Source organism: Microvirga arvi, from assembly GCF_016892765.1.
Taxonomy (GTDB): Bacteria; Pseudomonadota; Alphaproteobacteria; order Rhizobiales; family Beijerinckiaceae; genus Microvirga; species Microvirga arvi.
Genome location: NZ_JAFEMD010000014.1, coordinates 70,086 through 87,917 on the forward strand (window position 1 = coordinate 70,086; position 17,832 = coordinate 87,917).

At 60.4% G+C, this 17,832-nt stretch carries 16 protein-coding genes; 10 read left to right on the forward strand and 6 right to left on the reverse strand.

The window, feature by feature from the left end; all coding sequences use genetic code 11:
* Nucleotides 1-45 precede the first annotated feature (45 nt).
* The 6 genes from ILT44_RS10965 to ILT44_RS10990 form a co-directional block, all read right to left on the reverse strand.
* Nucleotides 46-891: an endonuclease/exonuclease/phosphatase family protein gene (locus tag ILT44_RS10965; RefSeq protein ID WP_204239611.1), complete on the reverse strand. Its 846-nt coding sequence runs from the start codon at nucleotides 889-891 to the stop codon at nucleotides 46-48.
* 11 nt (nucleotides 892-902) lie between these two features.
* A complete protein-coding gene (locus tag ILT44_RS10970; protein WP_239468108.1) occupies nucleotides 903-1,715 on the reverse strand; it encodes an ABC transporter permease in 813 nt (270 codons plus the stop codon).
* Nucleotides 1,716-1,795: 80 nt separating this feature from the next.
* On the reverse strand, nucleotides 1,796-2,632 hold the full coding sequence (locus tag ILT44_RS10975) for an ABC transporter permease (protein ID WP_204239613.1): 837 nt from the start codon (nucleotides 2,630-2,632) through the stop codon (nucleotides 1,796-1,798).
* Nucleotides 2,633-2,717: 85 nt separating this feature from the next.
* Entirely contained in the window at nucleotides 2,718-3,851 is a 1,134-nt protein-coding gene (locus ILT44_RS10980) for an ABC transporter substrate-binding protein (RefSeq protein ID WP_204239614.1), read from the reverse strand.
* Nucleotides 3,844-4,935, reverse strand: a complete 1,092-nt coding sequence (locus ILT44_RS10985) for an ABC transporter ATP-binding protein (RefSeq protein ID WP_204239615.1) — start codon at nucleotides 4,933-4,935, stop codon at nucleotides 3,844-3,846. The genes ILT44_RS10980 and ILT44_RS10985 overlap by 8 nt, the downstream gene beginning before the upstream one ends.
* 163 nt (nucleotides 4,936-5,098) lie before the next feature.
* A complete protein-coding gene (locus tag ILT44_RS10990) occupies nucleotides 5,099-6,157 on the reverse strand; it encodes a LacI family DNA-binding transcriptional regulator (RefSeq protein WP_204239616.1) in 1,059 nt (352 codons plus the stop codon).
* 259 nt (nucleotides 6,158-6,416) lie between these two features.
* Here ILT44_RS10990 and ILT44_RS10995 point away from each other — a divergent pair, with 259 nt between their 5' ends.
* From ILT44_RS10995 to ILT44_RS11040, 10 genes are all read left to right on the forward strand, one after another.
* Nucleotides 6,417-7,490, forward strand: coding sequence for an ABC transporter ATP-binding protein (locus ILT44_RS10995; RefSeq protein WP_204239617.1), 1,074 nt, complete (start codon nucleotides 6,417-6,419; stop codon nucleotides 7,488-7,490).
* Nucleotides 7,491-7,555: 65 nt separating this feature from the next.
* Nucleotides 7,556-8,815, forward strand: a complete 1,260-nt coding sequence (locus ILT44_RS11000; protein ID WP_204239618.1) for an ABC transporter substrate-binding protein — start codon at nucleotides 7,556-7,558, stop codon at nucleotides 8,813-8,815.
* 84 nt (nucleotides 8,816-8,899) lie between these two features.
* On the forward strand, nucleotides 8,900-9,832 hold the full coding sequence (locus ILT44_RS11005; protein WP_239468110.1) for a carbohydrate ABC transporter permease: 933 nt from the start codon (nucleotides 8,900-8,902) through the stop codon (nucleotides 9,830-9,832).
* A gap of 5 nt (nucleotides 9,833-9,837) precedes the next feature.
* Nucleotides 9,838-10,689, forward strand: coding sequence for a carbohydrate ABC transporter permease (locus tag ILT44_RS11010; RefSeq protein WP_204239620.1), 852 nt, complete (start codon nucleotides 9,838-9,840; stop codon nucleotides 10,687-10,689).
* A 12-nt stretch (nucleotides 10,690-10,701) separates the two neighbouring features.
* Entirely contained in the window at nucleotides 10,702-12,435 is a 1,734-nt protein-coding gene (gene araD, locus ILT44_RS11015; protein WP_204239621.1) for an L-arabinonate dehydratase, read from the forward strand.
* 10 nt (nucleotides 12,436-12,445) lie between these two features.
* On the forward strand, nucleotides 12,446-13,255 hold the full coding sequence (locus ILT44_RS11020) for an HpcH/HpaI aldolase family protein (RefSeq protein ID WP_204239622.1): 810 nt from the start codon (nucleotides 12,446-12,448) through the stop codon (nucleotides 13,253-13,255).
* Between the two features lie 45 nt (nucleotides 13,256-13,300).
* Nucleotides 13,301-14,164, forward strand: a complete 864-nt coding sequence (locus tag ILT44_RS11025) for an aldose 1-epimerase (RefSeq protein ID WP_204239623.1) — start codon at nucleotides 13,301-13,303, stop codon at nucleotides 14,162-14,164.
* Nucleotides 14,161-15,042 (forward strand): SMP-30/gluconolactonase/LRE family protein, encoded by an 882-nt coding sequence (locus ILT44_RS11030; protein ID WP_204239624.1) that lies wholly within the window; start codon nucleotides 14,161-14,163, stop codon nucleotides 15,040-15,042. Before ILT44_RS11025 ends, ILT44_RS11030 begins: the two co-directional genes overlap by 4 nt.
* 12 nt (nucleotides 15,043-15,054) lie before the next feature.
* The gene (locus ILT44_RS11035; RefSeq protein ID WP_239468093.1) at nucleotides 15,055-15,819 is read left to right on the forward strand and encodes an SDR family NAD(P)-dependent oxidoreductase; all 765 of its coding nucleotides are present in this window, start codon (nucleotides 15,055-15,057) and stop codon (nucleotides 15,817-15,819) included.
* Between the two features lie 7 nt (nucleotides 15,820-15,826).
* Nucleotides 15,827-17,830 (forward strand): alpha-glucosidase, encoded by a 2,004-nt coding sequence (locus ILT44_RS11040; protein ID WP_204239626.1) that lies wholly within the window; start codon nucleotides 15,827-15,829, stop codon nucleotides 17,828-17,830.
* Nucleotides 17,831-17,832: the final 2 nt, after the last annotated feature.

The window sequence follows — 17,832 nt, forward strand, 5'->3', positions numbered from 1 at the left end:
AACCATATGGTTGCGTTCTCGTCTCGCCTTTGGAGACCGGCGATGTCAGCCTAGGTCGAGCTCCAACAGCACGGGCTGGTGATCGGAGGCTTGGGAGGCCTGGTCATAGACGATCCGGCGGATCCTCGGTGCAAGATCCTCGGTGACGAACATGAAGTCGCAGCAATGGGGTTGCCCGTTCCTCTGATCGTAGAGGCAAAAAGATGGAGGATGGTCGCTGTCGCCATTCACAGCTTCCCATGCGTCAACAAGAGCCGGCGCGCCAGACTCGAAAGGGTCGGACAAACGCATCTTGGTTGGATCTCTGGCCTTCATGTTGAAGTCGCCGGTCAGGATTGCGGACGATGCCGTCGGGAGCAACTCATAGGTGCCAGGGCCGTTTTCCCGAAGGGTGTCGGCCCGGTCATGGGCCGTGCGGTGGACGTTGCGAATGCCTTCCACCTGCGCACGTCTCAGCTTGTCGGATGAGTATTCCAGGTGAGTTGTCATGACGCGCAGCGGACCCGCCAGGGTTTCTACTGTGGCTTCCAGGAGAAGCCGGGGCATGTTCCGGGTTGGAGCAGCCTCCCATGGCAATGTGTGACGCAAGACCTGCGCCACAGGCAGGCGCGACAGGATCATGTTTCCGAACCGTCGGCGGCCTCCTGCACCGTCAGGGATGTCGAGAGCAACACCTTCAAACGCTGCGAAACCCGGGAGCATGGCTGCAATCCGGGTGAATTGGTCCGCTCCGTCGTTGCCTTCAAGGTTCGAGAAGTTAGCCGAGACCTCCTGCAGGCAAAGCATGTCGAAATCGGCAAGATTGCGGGCTTCCCTTATCAGCCGCCCGAGATCGACCCTGCCGTCGATGCCTAAGCCCCATTGGATGTTCCAGGTAATGATCCTGAGCATGTCCGCCATACTCACTGACCGACCTTGCTTAATACGTCGGCCTTGAGGAAGCGTTCGATCACGAGCATGAACAGCACCGAAGGAACGAGCAGGATCAGAGCTGTAATTGAGGCAATCTGGTAGTTGCCTCCCATGCTGGCGTTGTAGAGCAGCAGCGGTAGGGTTGTGACCTGCGGCACGCCGACGAAGAATGTGCCGGTGAACTCGTCCAGGGACTCAAGGAAGACGAAGATGGCGCTTGCCATAATGCCCGGCGAGGCTAGCGGCAGGGTTATCGTGAAGAAGGTACGCAGAGGCGACGCGCCGATGTTGCGGGCTGCCAGTTCGAGGTCCTTATCGACTGCTGCAAAAGCTGCAGCTGCAATCCAGACCGAGTAGACGAGGCCGTGCGCAGCGTGCACAAGCACGACCCCCGTAATCGTTCCGGTGAGACCAAGCCCATAGAATACGCGCGCCACGTTGATGTAAATCGCCACAGATGGGAATGCCTGCGGCAGCAGGAAAAGGATCATCAAAGCCGTGCGCCAGGGCAGCTTGAGCCTCGCCAAGGCGTAACCTGCAGGCACCGAGACCACAAGAGCGACCATCACCGTCAGGCATGCAATGCTGACGCTCGTCAGCAGCGACGCCATGGCGTCACCGGTTGGACGGAACACGGTCTCCCAATAGCGCATGCCATAGGTCACCGGCAGTTTATACGGTGTGTACCACCTCTCTGCCACTGACCACAGGACGAGATTGGCCAAGGGCCCGAACAGCAGGAAAGCAAAGATTGCTAGCCCGATGATTTTGAGGATGGTCGAGCCGAGCGACCAGGATCGCAATCTGAGCACCGAAGGAGCCTGCCCAGGCGACAGAGTGGGCAATGCGTTGACACGCGTTGGAGAGGACCACATTGGCGCAGTCATGCCTGCGCCTCACGCTTCATGTTGTGACGGAGATAGATCCAGGCAACCGTACCGGCAATCAGATAGGAAATTACGCCGAGTGCATTGGCCGTGCCGTAATCGCCGTATGAGTTGATGCGGAATGCCATGTCCACGGTGAGCATCGTCGGCTGGGATCCTGCGACCATCATGGGAACCGACAATACTGAGAGCATTGTCACGAAGGACAGCACAAGGCCGACGAGCAGTGTCTGAGCCACTTGTGGCAGGACCAATTCGATCAGGACCCGCAGCCGTGAGGCACCAAGATTGCGTCCGGCTTCGATCGTGGCGCGATCAATGGATGCCATGGCACCTGCCAACATCAGCGTTACGAAAGGCACCTGCTTCCAGACGAAGGTGATGATGATACCGCGCCAGTCGAGAAAGCTTGTGGCCTGGAGTGGCTCCATGAGCCCAAGTCCCACGAGGGAATTATTCATGAGGCCGTTCTTGGCTAGGAATGTACGCATGCATTGAGCTGCGACGATGAATGGGATGAAGAGGGGCCAGCGATAGAGATTGCGGAGTGCGGTCACCAGCCATGGTGTTTCGCTGAGCGTCAGGATTCCTGCGATGATGATCGAGATCAGGGCGGTCAGCAGCGTGGATACGATGACGATGAAGAGCGTGAAGGCAATATCGGTCGAATAGAGCTCATAAGCTTTCTCAAAATGAACGAGCGAGAGAAAGCCGCTTCCCGGATCCGTAAAGGCGGTCGCCAACGAATAGCCTAAAGGATAGAGGAACAGTGCTCCGATCATTGCCAGAGCCGGCGCAATAAGAAGAAGGCCAAAGAAAGAGGGTCTCGCCATGATTCTATGTCATATCGCTCTTGTTGGGAGCCGGCTTCAAAAGAAAGCCGGGCGGCTATGCTCTATAACCGCCCGGAGACAGATCTTAGTTCGCGACCTTTTTCTCGTAGCTTTCGAGAATGTCATTGAAGTAAGGACTGATGGGGAAGGGCTTGCCGTTTGAGGAGAGAGCTTCCGGCGTGATATCGGCGAAGAGAGCATTCCAAGCGGCTTTATCGAGCTTGCCTTCAAGGTTCTGGGCGTCGATGCCTGGGTACCAGTTGAAACGCTTCACGATGCCATCGGCTTGAACCTCCGGGCTCGTTGCCAATGCAATGAACTCGGCCGCCAGCTTTTCGTTCTGTGTCTTGGAGGGAATGGCATAATACATAGGCTGACCGGGCATCCCAGGCGATACGAGCTTCAACCGCATATTCGGTGGAATCTTGCCTTCGGCCTTCCAGGTATAGAACATGTCGACCCATACCGGACCCATGGCAATCTCGCCACGGTTGAGCATGTCGAGCGTACCGGCATTGCCGGGGGTGATCACGACATTCTGGTTGAATTCCTTCAAGTCCGCCAAGGCTTTATCCCAGGTGGCCTTGGTAGCGGCATCGTATGGGCCTTTCTCCAGCTTCGCCGCATCGCCGCCGAACGCGGATACCCAGCCCGTGACGAAGGCTACACCGGACATACCGCCCTTGATGCCATTATAGCCGAATTGTTTCGGGTTCTTCTTCGCCCAATCGCGCAGCTCCGCATAGCTGTTCGGCGGGTTTTTGATCAGGTCCGGATTATAAGCCAGCGCAGTCTGCGAGTGGAACATCGGCATGACATAGCCCGACACGTCGGCGCCGAGCGAGTTGTTGGCCGTATCCCGGCTCACCAACTTCCCTGTCGGAAGGCTGTCACGGTATTTCTTGAGAAAGCTGCCCTGTACCATCGTACCGGCAGCCTTCTGGTGCACGACGACAACATCGAAGTCCGACGGAGCGTTGGCGCTCTTCTGGGCTTCGAGCTTCTCATAGATCTTCTGCGATCCGCCATCGCCCGGACCCGTCCCGACAGCGACGACCTTCACGCCTGGGTGCTGCTTCTCGAACATCGGACCGAGATAGTCCTTGATGTAATCGACCATGTTCTGGTCGCCGGCGGTAGCAACATTGAGTGTCTGCGCACTCGCCGCGCTCGTCATCAAAACTGCTGCGAAACCAGCAGCCAGCAAGCCTTTATGCATGAAGTCCTCCCTTTGTTTGTTCAGTGGGGAACAGATGTAGCGAAGCCACCGGAAGGCGCAGGCCGACCGGACGGTCAAGCTCGTGGTATCTGTCGTCTGTCACGGAAAAATGACGGTCGCCGATAGCAACCACGTACCTGTAGTATCCGCCCGGGTAGGTTCTCTGCGTGATCCGTCCGGGAAGAATGATGGATCCGTCGATGCGGGCAGCAGGGTCCTCGAGGGATGCCACATCATCGCGGAAGTAGGCTGTGACGGCTCCGATCGGAACGGAGTCGATGCACGATGCCATGCTCCCATCGTCTGCCCTGATCTGAACACCCGATCCGGCAGGCGTAACGTCGAGGCTGATCGTGTTCTCAGCTCCCATGAAGCTGGCTACGAAGGGAGAGGCTGGCTGGTCGTAAACTTCCTTCGGCGTCCCGACCTGGGCGATCCGTCCGGCTTCCATCACGACGATCCTGTCCGCCATGGTCATGGCCTCTTCCCGGTCGTGGGTGACATGGAGCGCGGTGAAGCCGAGCTGGTTCTGGAGCGACTTGATTTCCGAGCGCAGTTGGATCCGCACCTTGGCGTCGAGGTTGGAAAGAGGTTCGTCGAGCAGAAGTATCTGAGGCTCTATGGCCAGCGCCCGTCCCAGGGCAACGCGCTGACGCTGGCCGCCCGAGAGAGCCGTTACCTTGCGGTTTTCGAGGCCCGACAGGTTCAGCATTTTGAGGACAGAGGCAACTCGGGCCCGGATCTCTTCTCTTGGCACGCCCCTGAGGCGCAAGCCGTAACCGACATTGCCGAGAACGGTCATGTGAGGCCAAAGAGCATAAGATTGGAACATCATGGCCATGCCCCGCTTCTCGGGCGGTACATTCACCACATCGCGACCGGAAAGGCGGATGCTGCCACCGGAGGCTTTCTGGAAACCGGCGATCGTCCGAAGAAGGGTTGTTTTTCCGCAGCCGGAGGAGCCAAGAATGGCCACGAATTCGCCGGAGGCGATCGAAAGACTGACGCCATGCAGCACCTGCTGGCTGCCATAGCTCACCTGAAGATGATCGACATCGATCGCGGGCAAGACAGTGCCGTCCACGCTCGTTATACCTCCCTATGTACGCTTTCTGCGTCTCTTATGTGATCAGACAATCACATTTGGATGGCGTTGGAAAGTATTCACCTAGGGTCATTTCAGACATTTTGCTGGCTATGAAGTCTGGAGCCCGGACCGTCAATTCCTGATCAGAAGCAGGGCCTGATTAAGAGCTCCGCCGCTCGATCAGGACATGGCCCGTATCGACGACAAGCGAGGTGCCTTCGGGGCGTTCACCATGGATGCTGGCGAGGATCAGGCGAGCGACTTCTCGCCCGATCAGGTCTCCGGAGGGGCGGATCGTCGTCAGGGACGGAATGCACGAGGCACTGAAATCGAGGTCCCCGAAGCCGACCAAAGAGACCCTCTCTGGCACGGCAACCCCCTGGCGCTGGCACTCGAAGAGAGCTCCCAAGGCGATCAGATCATTCGAGCATACGATGCCGTCGAGATTCGGAATCTGGCGGAGGGCACGGTTCAACAGGAGCGATCCCGCCTCGACCGTGGCTGCGCCGGGATGATTGATGATCTCACAGGTTGCCGGCTCTGCTGCGCGCTTCGTCTCTTCGGCAAAACCGCTTGCGCGCTTGGCCGCGCGATGATCTTCCTGCATGCGGGCCCCTAGAAAGGCTAGGCTTCGGCGCCCTTTCGACAGGAGATGCCGGGCCGCAGATGCGCCGACCTGCGGGTGTGAAAATCCCACGGCCATGTCGATCGGCTTCCCACCAATCTCCCACATCTCGACGACAGGCACGCCGCTCGCTTGGAGAAGCTTTCGGGTTTCGGCGTTATGGGACAGTCCTGTCAGGACAACGGCGGCCGGGGCCCAGGACAGGGCAGTCCGAACCAGAGCCTCCTCCTGATCCTCGCCATACTCGCTGTGACCGAGAATCACCTGCAGGCCTTCTGCCGACAATTCTGATTGGATGGTCGACACGGTCTCAGCGAAGAAGGCATTGCGGATCGAGGGTACAATGATGCTGACCACCTTCGAGGACGCAGCCGCAAGCCCCCCCGCCACGAGATTGGGAACATAGCCCAGGGTCGAGATGGCACGAGCAATTTCCTGACCTGCCGCAGGGGAAACGGCGCCAGGCTTGCGAAGGTAGAGCGAGACAGTGGAAGGGGAGACCTGGGCGAGCTTGGCCACATCCATCATGGTCACGCGCTGCATCTTGCGCCGCTTCCTAGGTACGCGATTCTGCAAGTCACTGCTCGCGTCCATCAGTCTCCTCTTTCGTAGCGCTACGATAAAATCATTCTCGTCAGTATAGCGGCTATGGGGCGCAATTCAAAGAAAATATCGCCTCCCGAACTCCAAAATCGCTTATTTTCCTGTTCGAAAATCCCCTTGGATGCTTCTTGCATAAGCCTTATCGTAGCGCTATGATAAGCCTACTGAGCCAAAAGCCTGGGACTCGTCGCAGGGGCATCTGCGCAGGCGTGACGGATTTGAGCGCGCTGCAAAGCAACAGGGAGGGAGCATGTCGTCTGTCAGCTTCCGCAAGCTTGAGAAGAACTACGGTGCACTTCGGATCGTAAAGGGCATCAACCTGGAAATTGCCGACCGTGAGTTCGTGGTGCTGGTGGGCCCATCGGGCTGTGGCAAGTCGACGACCCTGCGCATGCTTGCAGGTCTCGAAAGCATCAGCGGCGGCGAGATCCGCATCGGCGAGAGGGTGGTGAACAAGTTGCCGCCCCGTGAGCGCGACATTGCCATGGTGTTCCAGGATTACGCGCTCTACCCGCACAAGACCGTTTATGAGAACATGGCGTTCAGCCTGAAGGTACGCGGAATTCCGTCTGCCGAGATCAAGCCGCGCATCACCCAGGCGTCCGAGATGCTCGGAATCACTCAGCTTCTTGAGAGGAAACCCAGCCAGCTCTCTGGCGGTCAACGCCAGCGCGTGGCCATGGGGCGCGCCATCGTGCGACGTCCCCAGGTATTCCTCTTTGATGAACCGCTCTCCAACCTGGATGCCAAGCTGCGCGGCCAGGTTCGCACCGAGATCAAGCGCCTCCATCAGGCCATCGGCACCACCATCATCTACGTGACCCATGATCAGGTGGAGGCGATGACCCTTGCCGACCGGATCGTGATCCTCAAGGGCGGTGAGATCGAGCAAGTCGGCACGCCGGATGAGGTCTACAACTCGCCAGCCAGCGTTTTCGTCGGCGGCTTCATCGGCTCGCCTGCGATGAACTTCGCGAAGGGGACGATCCGCGGCGGACAGGTGATGTTCGATGGTGGGGCCGGCATTCCGCTCCAAGGCCACCTGGCCCTGAAACCCGGTGGCCTGGAGGGCCGTGATGTCATTGTCGGAATCCGGCCTGAGCACTTCATGCCGGCCGGCGAGGGCCATGCCCTGTCAGGCCAAGTGCAGGTTGTTGAGCCGCTAGGCTCCGACACGCTCATCCACTTCGCTCTTGGCTCGTCCATGCTGACGGCACGTGTCGCGCCGGAGATGCGGCCAAGCCCGGGCGAAACTCTCTCCATCGGTGTCGATCCATCACGAATCCACCTGTTCGATGCGGCAACGGAAAAGGCCCTCGTCTGAAAAGCGCAGGTCAACAAAGGATGCCGGTAAGGAACCGACATTGTCAAACTTCCACGGAGGAAACGATGACTCTGAAGACAACCATGACACTGCTTCTGGCGGGTGCGGCCGTGACCCTGTCGTCATCCATCGCGACGGCACAGACCAATCTGCAGGTTTTCGTCTCGAGCCAGCACCGCCCTGACGTATGGCGCAAGGCCTTCGACATTTACGAGGCCAAGAACGCGAACGTGAAGGTGACGATCGAGACCGGCGGCAACACCTCAGAGCAGCAGGCGCAGTATCTCAACACCGTGATGACCGCGAAGGATTCCTCGCTTGACGTCATGATCCTCGATGTGATCCGCCCGGCACAATATGCGGCGGCGGGTTGGACCGTACCCTTCAACGAAGTGCTTGGCAGCGATGCCGCCAACTCAATGAAGCGCTATCTCCCGGCTTATGCCGAGGCCAACACGGTCGACGGCAAGGTCGTCGCGCTGCCGGCTTTCGCCGATGCCATGTTCCTTTACTACCGCAAGGACCTGCTCGAGAAGCACGGCATCCAGCCGCCGCAGACCTGGGACGAGCTTGCGGCGGCCGCCAAGAAAGTCGCCAACGCCGAAAAGGACCCGAACCTCCAGGGGCTTTCCTTCCAGGGCAAGGCGATCGAAGGTGCCGTCTGCACCTTCCTCCTGCCTTACTGGAGCATGGGTAAGCAGCTCGTTTCCGATGGCAAGCTCTCCTTCGACAAGGATGCTGCCGTGAAGTCGCTGAAGCTGTGGAAGGACTTCGTCGATCAGGGCGTTGCCAAGAAGAATATCGCCGAAGTGGCCACTGACGACACCCGCAAGGAATTCCAGGCCGGCAACGTTTTGTTTGCGGTGAACTGGTCTTATGCCTGGGGCCAGTTCCAGGGCGCCGAATCGGTTGTGAAGGACAAGGTCGGCGTCGTGAAGCTCCCGGCGGTGCAGGGCGGCCAGCCGGCCTCCTGCCTGGGGGGCTGGGAATGGGGTGTGTCCGCCTATTCCAACAACAAGACCGAAGCGCAGAAGTTCGTGCAGTATCTGTCGAGTCCCGAGATCTCGGAGTTCATGGCGGTCAATGCCGCACTGCTTCCGCAATTTCCGGAAGTCTACACGGATGCAGATGTGACCAAGGCTGTGCCTTGGTTCGCCAACGCCCGTCCGGTAGTGGAAACCGCCAAGGCGCGGCCGGTGACGCCTCGCTACAACGAGGTGAGCGAGATTATCCGCACCACCGTCAACGCCGTCTTGGCCGGCCAGTCGACCCCTGAAGAAGGCGCCACACAGATGGAAGGCCGCCTGCGTCGCGTGCTGCGTTAAAGCAAACAATAAAATCTATCTGACGGACGCCTGTGTGCGTCCGTCACCTCAACTGTGCAACCGGGCAGGATGGTGACGATGGCAATGGCCAGCGAAACGACCCTAGTGACCACACGCAACGAGAGCGGCACGAAGTGGTGGACGCGATTCCTCGATCCAAGCGAGGGCACTCTGGCCGTGCTGCTGCTGATGCCGGCGGCGCTCCTGTTGACACTTATCATCGTTTATCCGGTCTGTCGGCTGATCTGGACCAGTTTCCAGAACCTGTCTCTCACCTCCGGCGTTCCTGCGACCTTCGCTGGGCTTGAGAATTACACTCTCATGCTGGAGGATCCGGTATTCTGGGAGACAACCTGGAACACGGTTCTCATCACCCTCATCACCGTTCCGGGCGCGCTGCTCATCGGCATGGCGCTAGCCCTCATGGCCAACCTGCCGTTCAACGTGAAATGGCCGGTTCGTCTTTCACTTCTCATCCCCTGGGCTCTGCCGCTCTCGTTCGCGGGCTTGATCTTCGCGTGGTTCTTCCATTCCGAATACGGCGTCGTGAACGACGTGCTTCGCCGACTCGGCATCGAGGGCGTGATTTGGTTCAACTCGGCCAATTGGGCCTTCGCGGCGATCTGCCTCACGATCATCTGGAAGACGTCATCCTTCATGGCGCTCATCATTCTCGCCGGTCTGCAGACGATTCCTCGCTCCCTCTACGAGGCAGCGGATGTCGACGGGGCAGGGCGCTTGAGGCAGTTCTTCGAGATCACGCTGCCGCTGCTCAAGCCCGCCATCGTCGTGGCCCTGATCTTCCGCACCATCACGGCATTGCAAACTTTCGACATCCCGTTCACCATGACGCGCGGCGGCCCGGGCACCTCCACTGCCACCCTCGCCATGTACATTCACCAGAACACGGTCGACTTCCTTGATCTAGGCTACGGCTCGGCGCTCGCCGTCGTCATGTTCGCCCTCTCCATGGGTGTGACGGCGATCTACCTGCGCATGATCCGGGCCAAGGGGTGACAGCCATGAGCCACGATACGACCGCCAACCGCTCAATCTTTTCCGGCAAGCCCCTGCGCATCCTGATCGGCTTTATCCTGGTCATGAACGGCACGTTTCCGGCGCTGTGGATTTTGTTCACGTCGCTCAAGACGGAAGCTGAGTTGACCGTGAAGCCGATTACGTGGCTGCCCCATGCGCCGACGATTGCCAACTACCTACGCGCCTTCACGGACCAGCCCCTGCTGTTGTTCTTGTTCAACAGCTTTATGGTAGCGATCTTATCCACCGCGCTGACGCTCTTCATATCCGTGCTCGCTGCCTATGCGCTCGCACGGCTTCAATTGCGGGCGCGAGACCTCATCCTGTCAGCCATTATTGCGGTTTCGACGTTCCCGCTCGTTACGCTGCTGGTGCCGCTCTTCGAGATCATGCGCGCCCTAGGCCTGCTCAACACCTGGGTGGCCTTGATCCTGCCCTATACGGTGCTGAGCCTGCCGGTCTGTACCTTGATCCTCGTGTCGTTCTTCGAAGGGATTCCTCGCGATCTCGAAAACTCTGCCATGATCGACGGCTGTACCCGCATCGGTGCCCTGTTCAAGGTCGTGGTTCCGCTCTCGGCGCCAGGCGTGTTCACGGCCGGCATCCTCGCCTTCGTGAACGCCTGGGATGAGTTCCTGCTCGCACTGTCCTTCAACTCCAATCCGATGCTGCGCACGCTTCCTGTCGGCATCACGCTGTACCAGGGCGAATTCGCGTTCCCCTGGCCGGTGATCTCTGCGGCGCTCGTCGTCGGCATCGTGCCCGTTGCAGTCTTGATCGTGATCTTCCAGGAGCGCGTCGTGTCCGGCCTGACCTCCGGTGGCATCAAGGGATAAGGACCATTTGAGATGACACGCCGATCAATCGGGGAACTGCGGAGCCAGCGCTGGTTCGCATCAGACGACATGCGCGGCTTTGCGCATCGCCAGCGCACGCAGCAGATGGGCATACGGCGGGAGGAGTTCCTCGGAAAGCCCGTCGTCGCCATCATCAACACCTGGAGCGATCTCAGTCCCTGCCATTCGCATTTGCGTGACCGTGCCGAGGCGGTGAAGCGCGGCGTTTGGCAGGCAGGCGGCTATCCGGTGGAGTTGCCTGCTCTGTCGGTCGGCGAGGTGATGGTGAAGCCTACCACCATGCTCTACCGAAACTTCCTCGCCATGGAGGTCGAGGAACTCCTGCGCTCGCACCCCATTGACGGCGCCGTGCTCCTGGGCGGCTGCGACAAGTCCACGCCGGGCCTCCTGATGGGGGCGATCAGCATGGATATTCCGGTGATCTACTGCCCGGCGGGACCCATGTCGAACGGGCAATGGCGCGGGCACAAGACCGGAGCTGGGACCCACACCAAGAAATACTGGGACGAGCTTCGCGCTGGCAACATCACCCAGGACGATTGGGTCGATCTCGAAAGCCGAATGACCCGCTCCATCGGCACCTGCAACACCATGGGTACAGCCTCGACCATGACGTCCATCGTGGACGCCATGGGCCTCACGCTTCCCGGCGCGTCTTCGATTCCCGCCGCCGACAGCGGTCATCCGCGCATGGCTTCGGCCTGCGGCGAGCGCATCATCGAGATGATCTGGGAGGATTTCAAGCCATCCCGCTTCCTCGATGCAAAAAGCTTCCGCAACGGCCTTGTCGCCTATATGGCGCTCGGCGGGTCGACCAACGCCGCCGTTCATTTGGTCGCCATGGCGCGGCGAGCGGGAGTCGATCTCACCCTCGACGATATGTCCGACATGGCCGCCCGGGTGCCCGTCTGCGCCAATCTGTTCCCATCGGGCGAGTATCTGATGGAGGATTTCTATTTCGCCGGCGGGATTTTGGCGCAGCTCAAGAAGCTGGAGCGGCATCTCGACCGCGACGCCATGACCGTGAATGGCAGGACGTTAGGCGAAAATATTGCCGGAGCCGAGTGCTGGAGCGACGAGGTCATCCGGGGAGACGACAACCCGGTCGTACCGCTCTCGCGCGGCAAGACGCTGGCCGTGCTGCGTGGCAATCTCGCTCCAAATGGCGCAGTCATGAAGTCGTCGGCAGCCAACCCGAAATTCCTCAAGCATGTCGGACCTGCCCTTGTCTTCGACAGCCCCGCCGAAATGAACCGCACGATCGACGACCCCGACCTCGACATCACGGAGGATACGGTGATCGTGCTGCGCAATGCGGGCCCTGTCGGCGCGCCGGGCATGCCGGAGTGGGGCAATCTGCCGATTCCGAAGAAGCTCCTGAAGCAGGGCGTGCGCGATATGGTGCGCATCTGCGACGGGCGCATGAGCGGCACTCATTACGGCACCTGCATTCTGCATGTTGCGCCGGAGGCTGCAATCGGCGGACCTCTCGGTCTCCTCAAGACGGGAGACCTCGTGGAACTCGACGTGGAAGCCGGGCGACTCGACATGCGGGTTGACAAGGAGGAACTGGAGCGCCGCCGCGCCGCATGGAAGCCGGGAGCCTTGCGCTACGAACGGTCCTTCGCGGCCCTCTACCAGCGCCACGTCTCCCAGGCTGACGAAGGCTGCGACTTCGATTTCCTGTCCACGCGCGGCCTTGTGGCCGAGCCATCGATTTTCTAAAGGCTTTGCCATGATCAGCATCGAGAACCGCTTCAAAGACTGGCTGAAGGGGCAGGGACCGCGCCCGCCGCTTGGCACCTGGCTTATGGCGGCTGCCCCTGCAACGGCCGAGGCCATGGGCTACAGCGGCTTCGACTTTCTCGTCGTCGATATGGAGCATGTGCCGATCGAGGTGTCGGATCTGGCGCATATCCTGCGCGCCATCGGCTGCACGCCGGCCGATGCGGTCGTGCGGCTGGCCTGGAACGATCAGGTGCTCGTCAAGCGCGTCCTAGATGCGGGCGCCCAGACGATCATGCTGCCCTTCGTCCAGACAGCGGAGGAGGCGCGTCAGGCCGTCTCGTTCGCGAAGTATCCGCCGGACGGCGTGCGCGGCGTTGCCGCCGTGCATCGCGGCTCACGGTTTGGACGCGCCTTCGATTACCTCAAGCGCGCCAACGATAAGGTCGCGGTGATCGTACAGCTCGAGACGCCGGAGGCGATCGAGCGGCTGCCGGAGATTGCCGCTGTTCCGGGAATCGATGCCCTGTTCGTCGGGCCGGGCGACCTTGCCGCCGCCATGGGGCATATCGGCAACATTGCACATCCTGATGTCCAAGCCCTGATCGAGAAGGCAGCCAAGATGGCGCAGCAAGCCAGCAAGCCGGTCGGCATCGTCGGCCCCAATCCCGACATGGTGCAGCGCTTCATCGATTACGGCTATGGCTATGTGGCAGTGGCCTCCGACATTGCCATGATGACGAGCCGCGCCTCCGAGTGGCTCGGCACTCTCAGGGGTGAGGCCGCTCACTTTCCTGTCGCGCCCGTCGCGGCCTATTGAAGCCTTGAGGAGGTTATCCTGATCGTCACGCTCAGGAGCAGCGCTTTGAAGCTCGATCTGGCGCCATCCATCGGAGGCACTATCGCGGGCTTCTGGCATGATGACGCGGCGCTCATGCGAGAGACCCCAGAGCAGGCTTTGCGCGATGGACTAGTGCGGCAGACCAGCTGCTATCCGCTCATCCCCTACAGCAACCGCATCGCCCAGGGACGCTTCTCGTTCGAGGGCGTCGAGCATCGGCTGGCGTTGAACTTCGGCGATCATCCACACTCCATCCATGGCAATGCGTGGCATAAACCCTGGCAGGTAGCGGAGGTCGAAGAACCACGCTGCCGTCTCGTTCTCATCCATCGTCCAGAAGGCGATGGCGCGTGGGGCTGGCCCTTTGCCTACCGCGCCGAGCAGATCTTCGAGCTTTCTCCGGATGGATTGAAGCTGACTTTGATGCTCGTGAACACGGATCATCGCCCCATGCCGGCTGGTTTGGGGCTGCATCCGTTCTTTCCGAAACGTCCTGGCGTTCGTTTGCAGTTTGCGGCCGAGCGCGTCTATCCAAACTGCGAGAGCTCGCTTCCGATGGACAGCATGCCGGTTCCACCGGTTTGGAACTACCGGGCCATGCGCGAACTGGGCGAACCGCATCTCGACAACTGTTTTGCCAGCTGGAATGGGATAGCTCATATTGCCTACCCCCAGGAGAAGACCGCCTTGAACATCGAGGCCGATCCGCTCTTCGGCCATCTCGTGGTGTATGTCCCCACAGGGCGTGATTTCTTTGCCGTCGAGCCTGTGAGCCACATGAACAACGCCATTAATCGACCCGACCCGGTTAGCCACGGCCTGATGGTTCTTGGGCCGGGCGAGCGTCTGACGGCGCGGGTGCGGTTCGGCGTGGAGATCTTGTCATGAGTCTTAAAGTTGCGCTCGATGTTCGGACTGAACTTGGAGAGTGCCCTGTCTGGTCCATTGAGGAGCAGGCGCTTTACTTCGTCGATATCAAGGGCAGGGCACTCCACCGCTTTGTGCCCGCAACCGGCGCGCATCGCACCTTTCCCATGCCCGAGGAGATCGGATGCATCGGGCTCCGAAGAGGTGGTGGCTTCATCGCTGGCTTCCGATCGGGCCTCTGGCTGCTCGATATCGATGGCAACCGCACACAGAAGCTCGCCGACAACCCGGAGGACCAGCGCACGAGCCGGTTCAACGATGGGCGCGTCGATCCAGCAGGACGCTTCCTGGCCGGCACCATCGATGAGCCCAAGGAGGGCGGCAGAGCGCATCTCTACCGCTATGACTCTCGTGGGCTGGCAATGCTGGCCTCTGGTCTTCTGACCTCCAACGGCGTTGCCTTCTCACCCGATGGCAGCGCCCTCTACCACTCGGACACGCCCACCTTCACGGTGTGGCGCTACACCTACGATCCAGCAACGGGGGAGGCCAAGGACAAGACTCGGTTTGCGCGTCTCCAGCCTACGGAAACCGACCAGGGTCGCCCCGACGGTGCAGCGGTGGATGCGGAGGGCTGCTATTGGACCGCCCTGTTCGAAGGCGGACGAATCCAGCGCTATTCTCCAGAGGGGCGCCTGCTGACCGAGTATCCCGTTCCGGCCCGGTGCCCCACCATGGTCTGCCTCGGCGGCCCTGATCTGAAAACGCTGTATGTGACCTCTGCCCGCACCGGCCGTTCCGAGGATGAGCTGGCGGTCTTTCCGCATTCCGGCAGCCTGTTCGCCATGCCGGTTGATGTGCCGGGACTGCCCGAATACGAATTCGATATTTCCGTTTAAGGCTGCATTGCCATGTCGTTCGATTACACAGCTGCCCAATATCGCTCCCTTGCCAACCGGTCCGTCATCATCACCGGCGGGGCGTCCGGGATCGGCGAGGAGATGGTGAGAGCCTTCGTCTCTCAAGGCGCTCGCGTCTCGTTTATCGACATCGAAAGGGAGCCGGGCGAAGCCTTGGCGAAGGAAACTGGCGCGGGATTCTACGCCTGCGACGTCACCGACATTGCAGCCCTCCGCGCCGTGTTGTCCGGGATCGAGAATGACCACGGCAGCGTGGATGTTCTCGTCAATAATGCCGGCAAAGACGACCGGCACGACATGGCCGAGGTGGAGCCCGATTACTGGCGCCGCGCGCTGGCGCTCAATCTCGATCATCAGTTCTTCGCAACGCAGGCGGTCTCTAAGGGCATGGCCGCGCGCGGTGCCGGATCGATCATCATGCTCGGCTCTATTTCCTGGATGCGTGGGCGTCCCGGTATGGTGGGGTACACGACCGCCAAGGCGGCGATCAACGGGATGACGCGAACGCTTGCACGCGAGTTGGGGCCTGCGGGTATCCGAGTGAATTGCATCCTGCCGGGCGCGATTCTCACAGACCGGCAAAAAAAGCTCTGGCTGACGCCGGAAATGAACCAGCAGTTCCTCGATCTACAAGCTCTGAAGTTCCGGCTCGATGCCAGCCATGTGGCCAGGATGGCGCTCTTCCTCGCATCCGACGAGAGCGGCGGCTGCACAGGGGCGAATTTCATTGTCGACGCCGGCCTGACGCAAAATTGAGATTGCCATGAGAATCCAGACCAATCCAGACGGCTTCGACCTCGTTCTCGACGGCAGGCTGATGCTGCGCCACCGCAGCGACACCCCATGCCTGTTCGTCGGTCAGGGCGACGCCAGGATGGATATGTATCGCGGCAACTTCGACATTGAGGACTACGTCATCGAGCGCACGCCGCTGGTGCACGCCGTCGTATCCGGTTCGGAAATTGCCTTCTCGGCGGCACCGGGTCAGCCGGCTCGGTTGACCCTTCAGGCCTCAGTCGATGGACGGGACGGCATCATCGCGTTCCAGACCGACGATGCCTCGATCAATCGCGTGTGGCTCCGCGTCGAGGCGGAGGAGCGCGAGCATGTCTGGGGTGGCGGCGAACAGATGTCGTATTTCGACATGCGCGGCCGGCGGTTTCCCCTATGGACCTCCGAGCCTGGTGTGGGCCGCGACAAGACCACTGAAATCACCTTCAAGGCAGATATCACCGGCAGGTCGGGCGGTGATTACTGGAACACCAATTATCCGCAGCCGACTTATCTCTCATCGCGGCACTATGCGCTGCATGTGGAGACGACCGCCTATTCGGCATTCGATTTCCGTCGCGAAGACTTTCACGAGATTGAGGTCTGGGCCGTGCCGGAACGGATCGAGCTGACCGCTCGCCCGACGTTCATTTCTCTCGTCGAGGCCATGGCCGAGCGCTTCGGTCGCCAGCCGCCATTGCCGGACTGGGTCTATGGCGGGGCGATCATCGGGCTCAAGGACGGGGCCAATTCCTTCGAGCGGCTCGAACACATCATCGCAGCCGGCACGAAGGTTTCCGGACTCTGGTGCGAGGATTGGGTAGGGCTTCGCCATACGTCCTTCGGCGCGCGTCTCTTCTGGGACTGGAAGGCGAATGAGGATCGCTATCCGGCGCTGTGCCAGCGCATCGCCGAACTGGAAGATCGCGGCATCCGCTTCCTTGGCTATGTGAACCCCTACCTCGCCATCGACGGCTCCCTGTTCCCGGAGGCGGAAGCTGCGGGCTATTTTGCGACTGACGAGAACGGGCAAACGGCTTTTGTCGATTTCGGCGAGTTCGATTGCGGTGTTGTCGATTTCACGAACCCGGAGGCGGCGGCTTGGTTCGCCGAGCGCGTTATTGGTCGGAACATGCTCGATTATGGGCTCTCCGGGTGGATGGCCGATTTCGGCGAGTATCTTCCCATCGATGTGAAGCTCGCCAACGGCGTTGATGCCAAAGTCATGCACAATGCCTGGCCGACGCTCTGGGCCGAGGTGAATGCCCGCGCCGTCGAGAGCAGGGGAAAGACAGGCGAGATCCTGTTCTTCATGCGCGCCGGGTTCACTGGTGTCCAGAGGCATTGCCCTCTGCTCTGGGCGGGTGATCAGTCGGTCGACTTCACCCGCCACGATGGCCTTGTGACCGTTATCTCCGGCGCCCTCTCATCGGGGCTCATCGGCAATGCCTATCATCACTCGGACATCGGCGGCTACACGAGCCTCTTCGGAAATGTGCGCACGGCAGAGCTCATCATGCGCTGGGCCGAGATGGGAGCCTTTACCCCGGTCATGCGCACCCACGAGGGCAACCGTCCGCGCGACAACCTGCAGATCGATCAGAACCCGCAGGTGCTGGCCCATTTCGCGCGGATGACACAGGTCTATGTTCATCTCGTGCCCTACCTGAAATCCCTCGTGGCGGAGGCCTCTACGCGAGGGCTGCCGGTGCAGCGGCCGCTCTTCCTCCATTTCGAGGATGACGCCCGGACCTATGCCATCCAGGATGCCTATCTCTACGGGTCTGACCTGCTCGTCGCGCCAGTCTCACAAGCTGGAAAGACTGAATGGAGTACCTATCTGCCGGCAGGAGCGGAGTGGGTTCATGTCTGGACTGCCGAGACGTTCGCTGGCGGAAGAGACGTGACCGTACTTGCCCCCTTTGGTCAGCCACCGGTGTTCTATCGCGTTGGCTCGCCCTTCGCCGACCTGTTTGCGGGCCTCAGAAAACTCTAAAC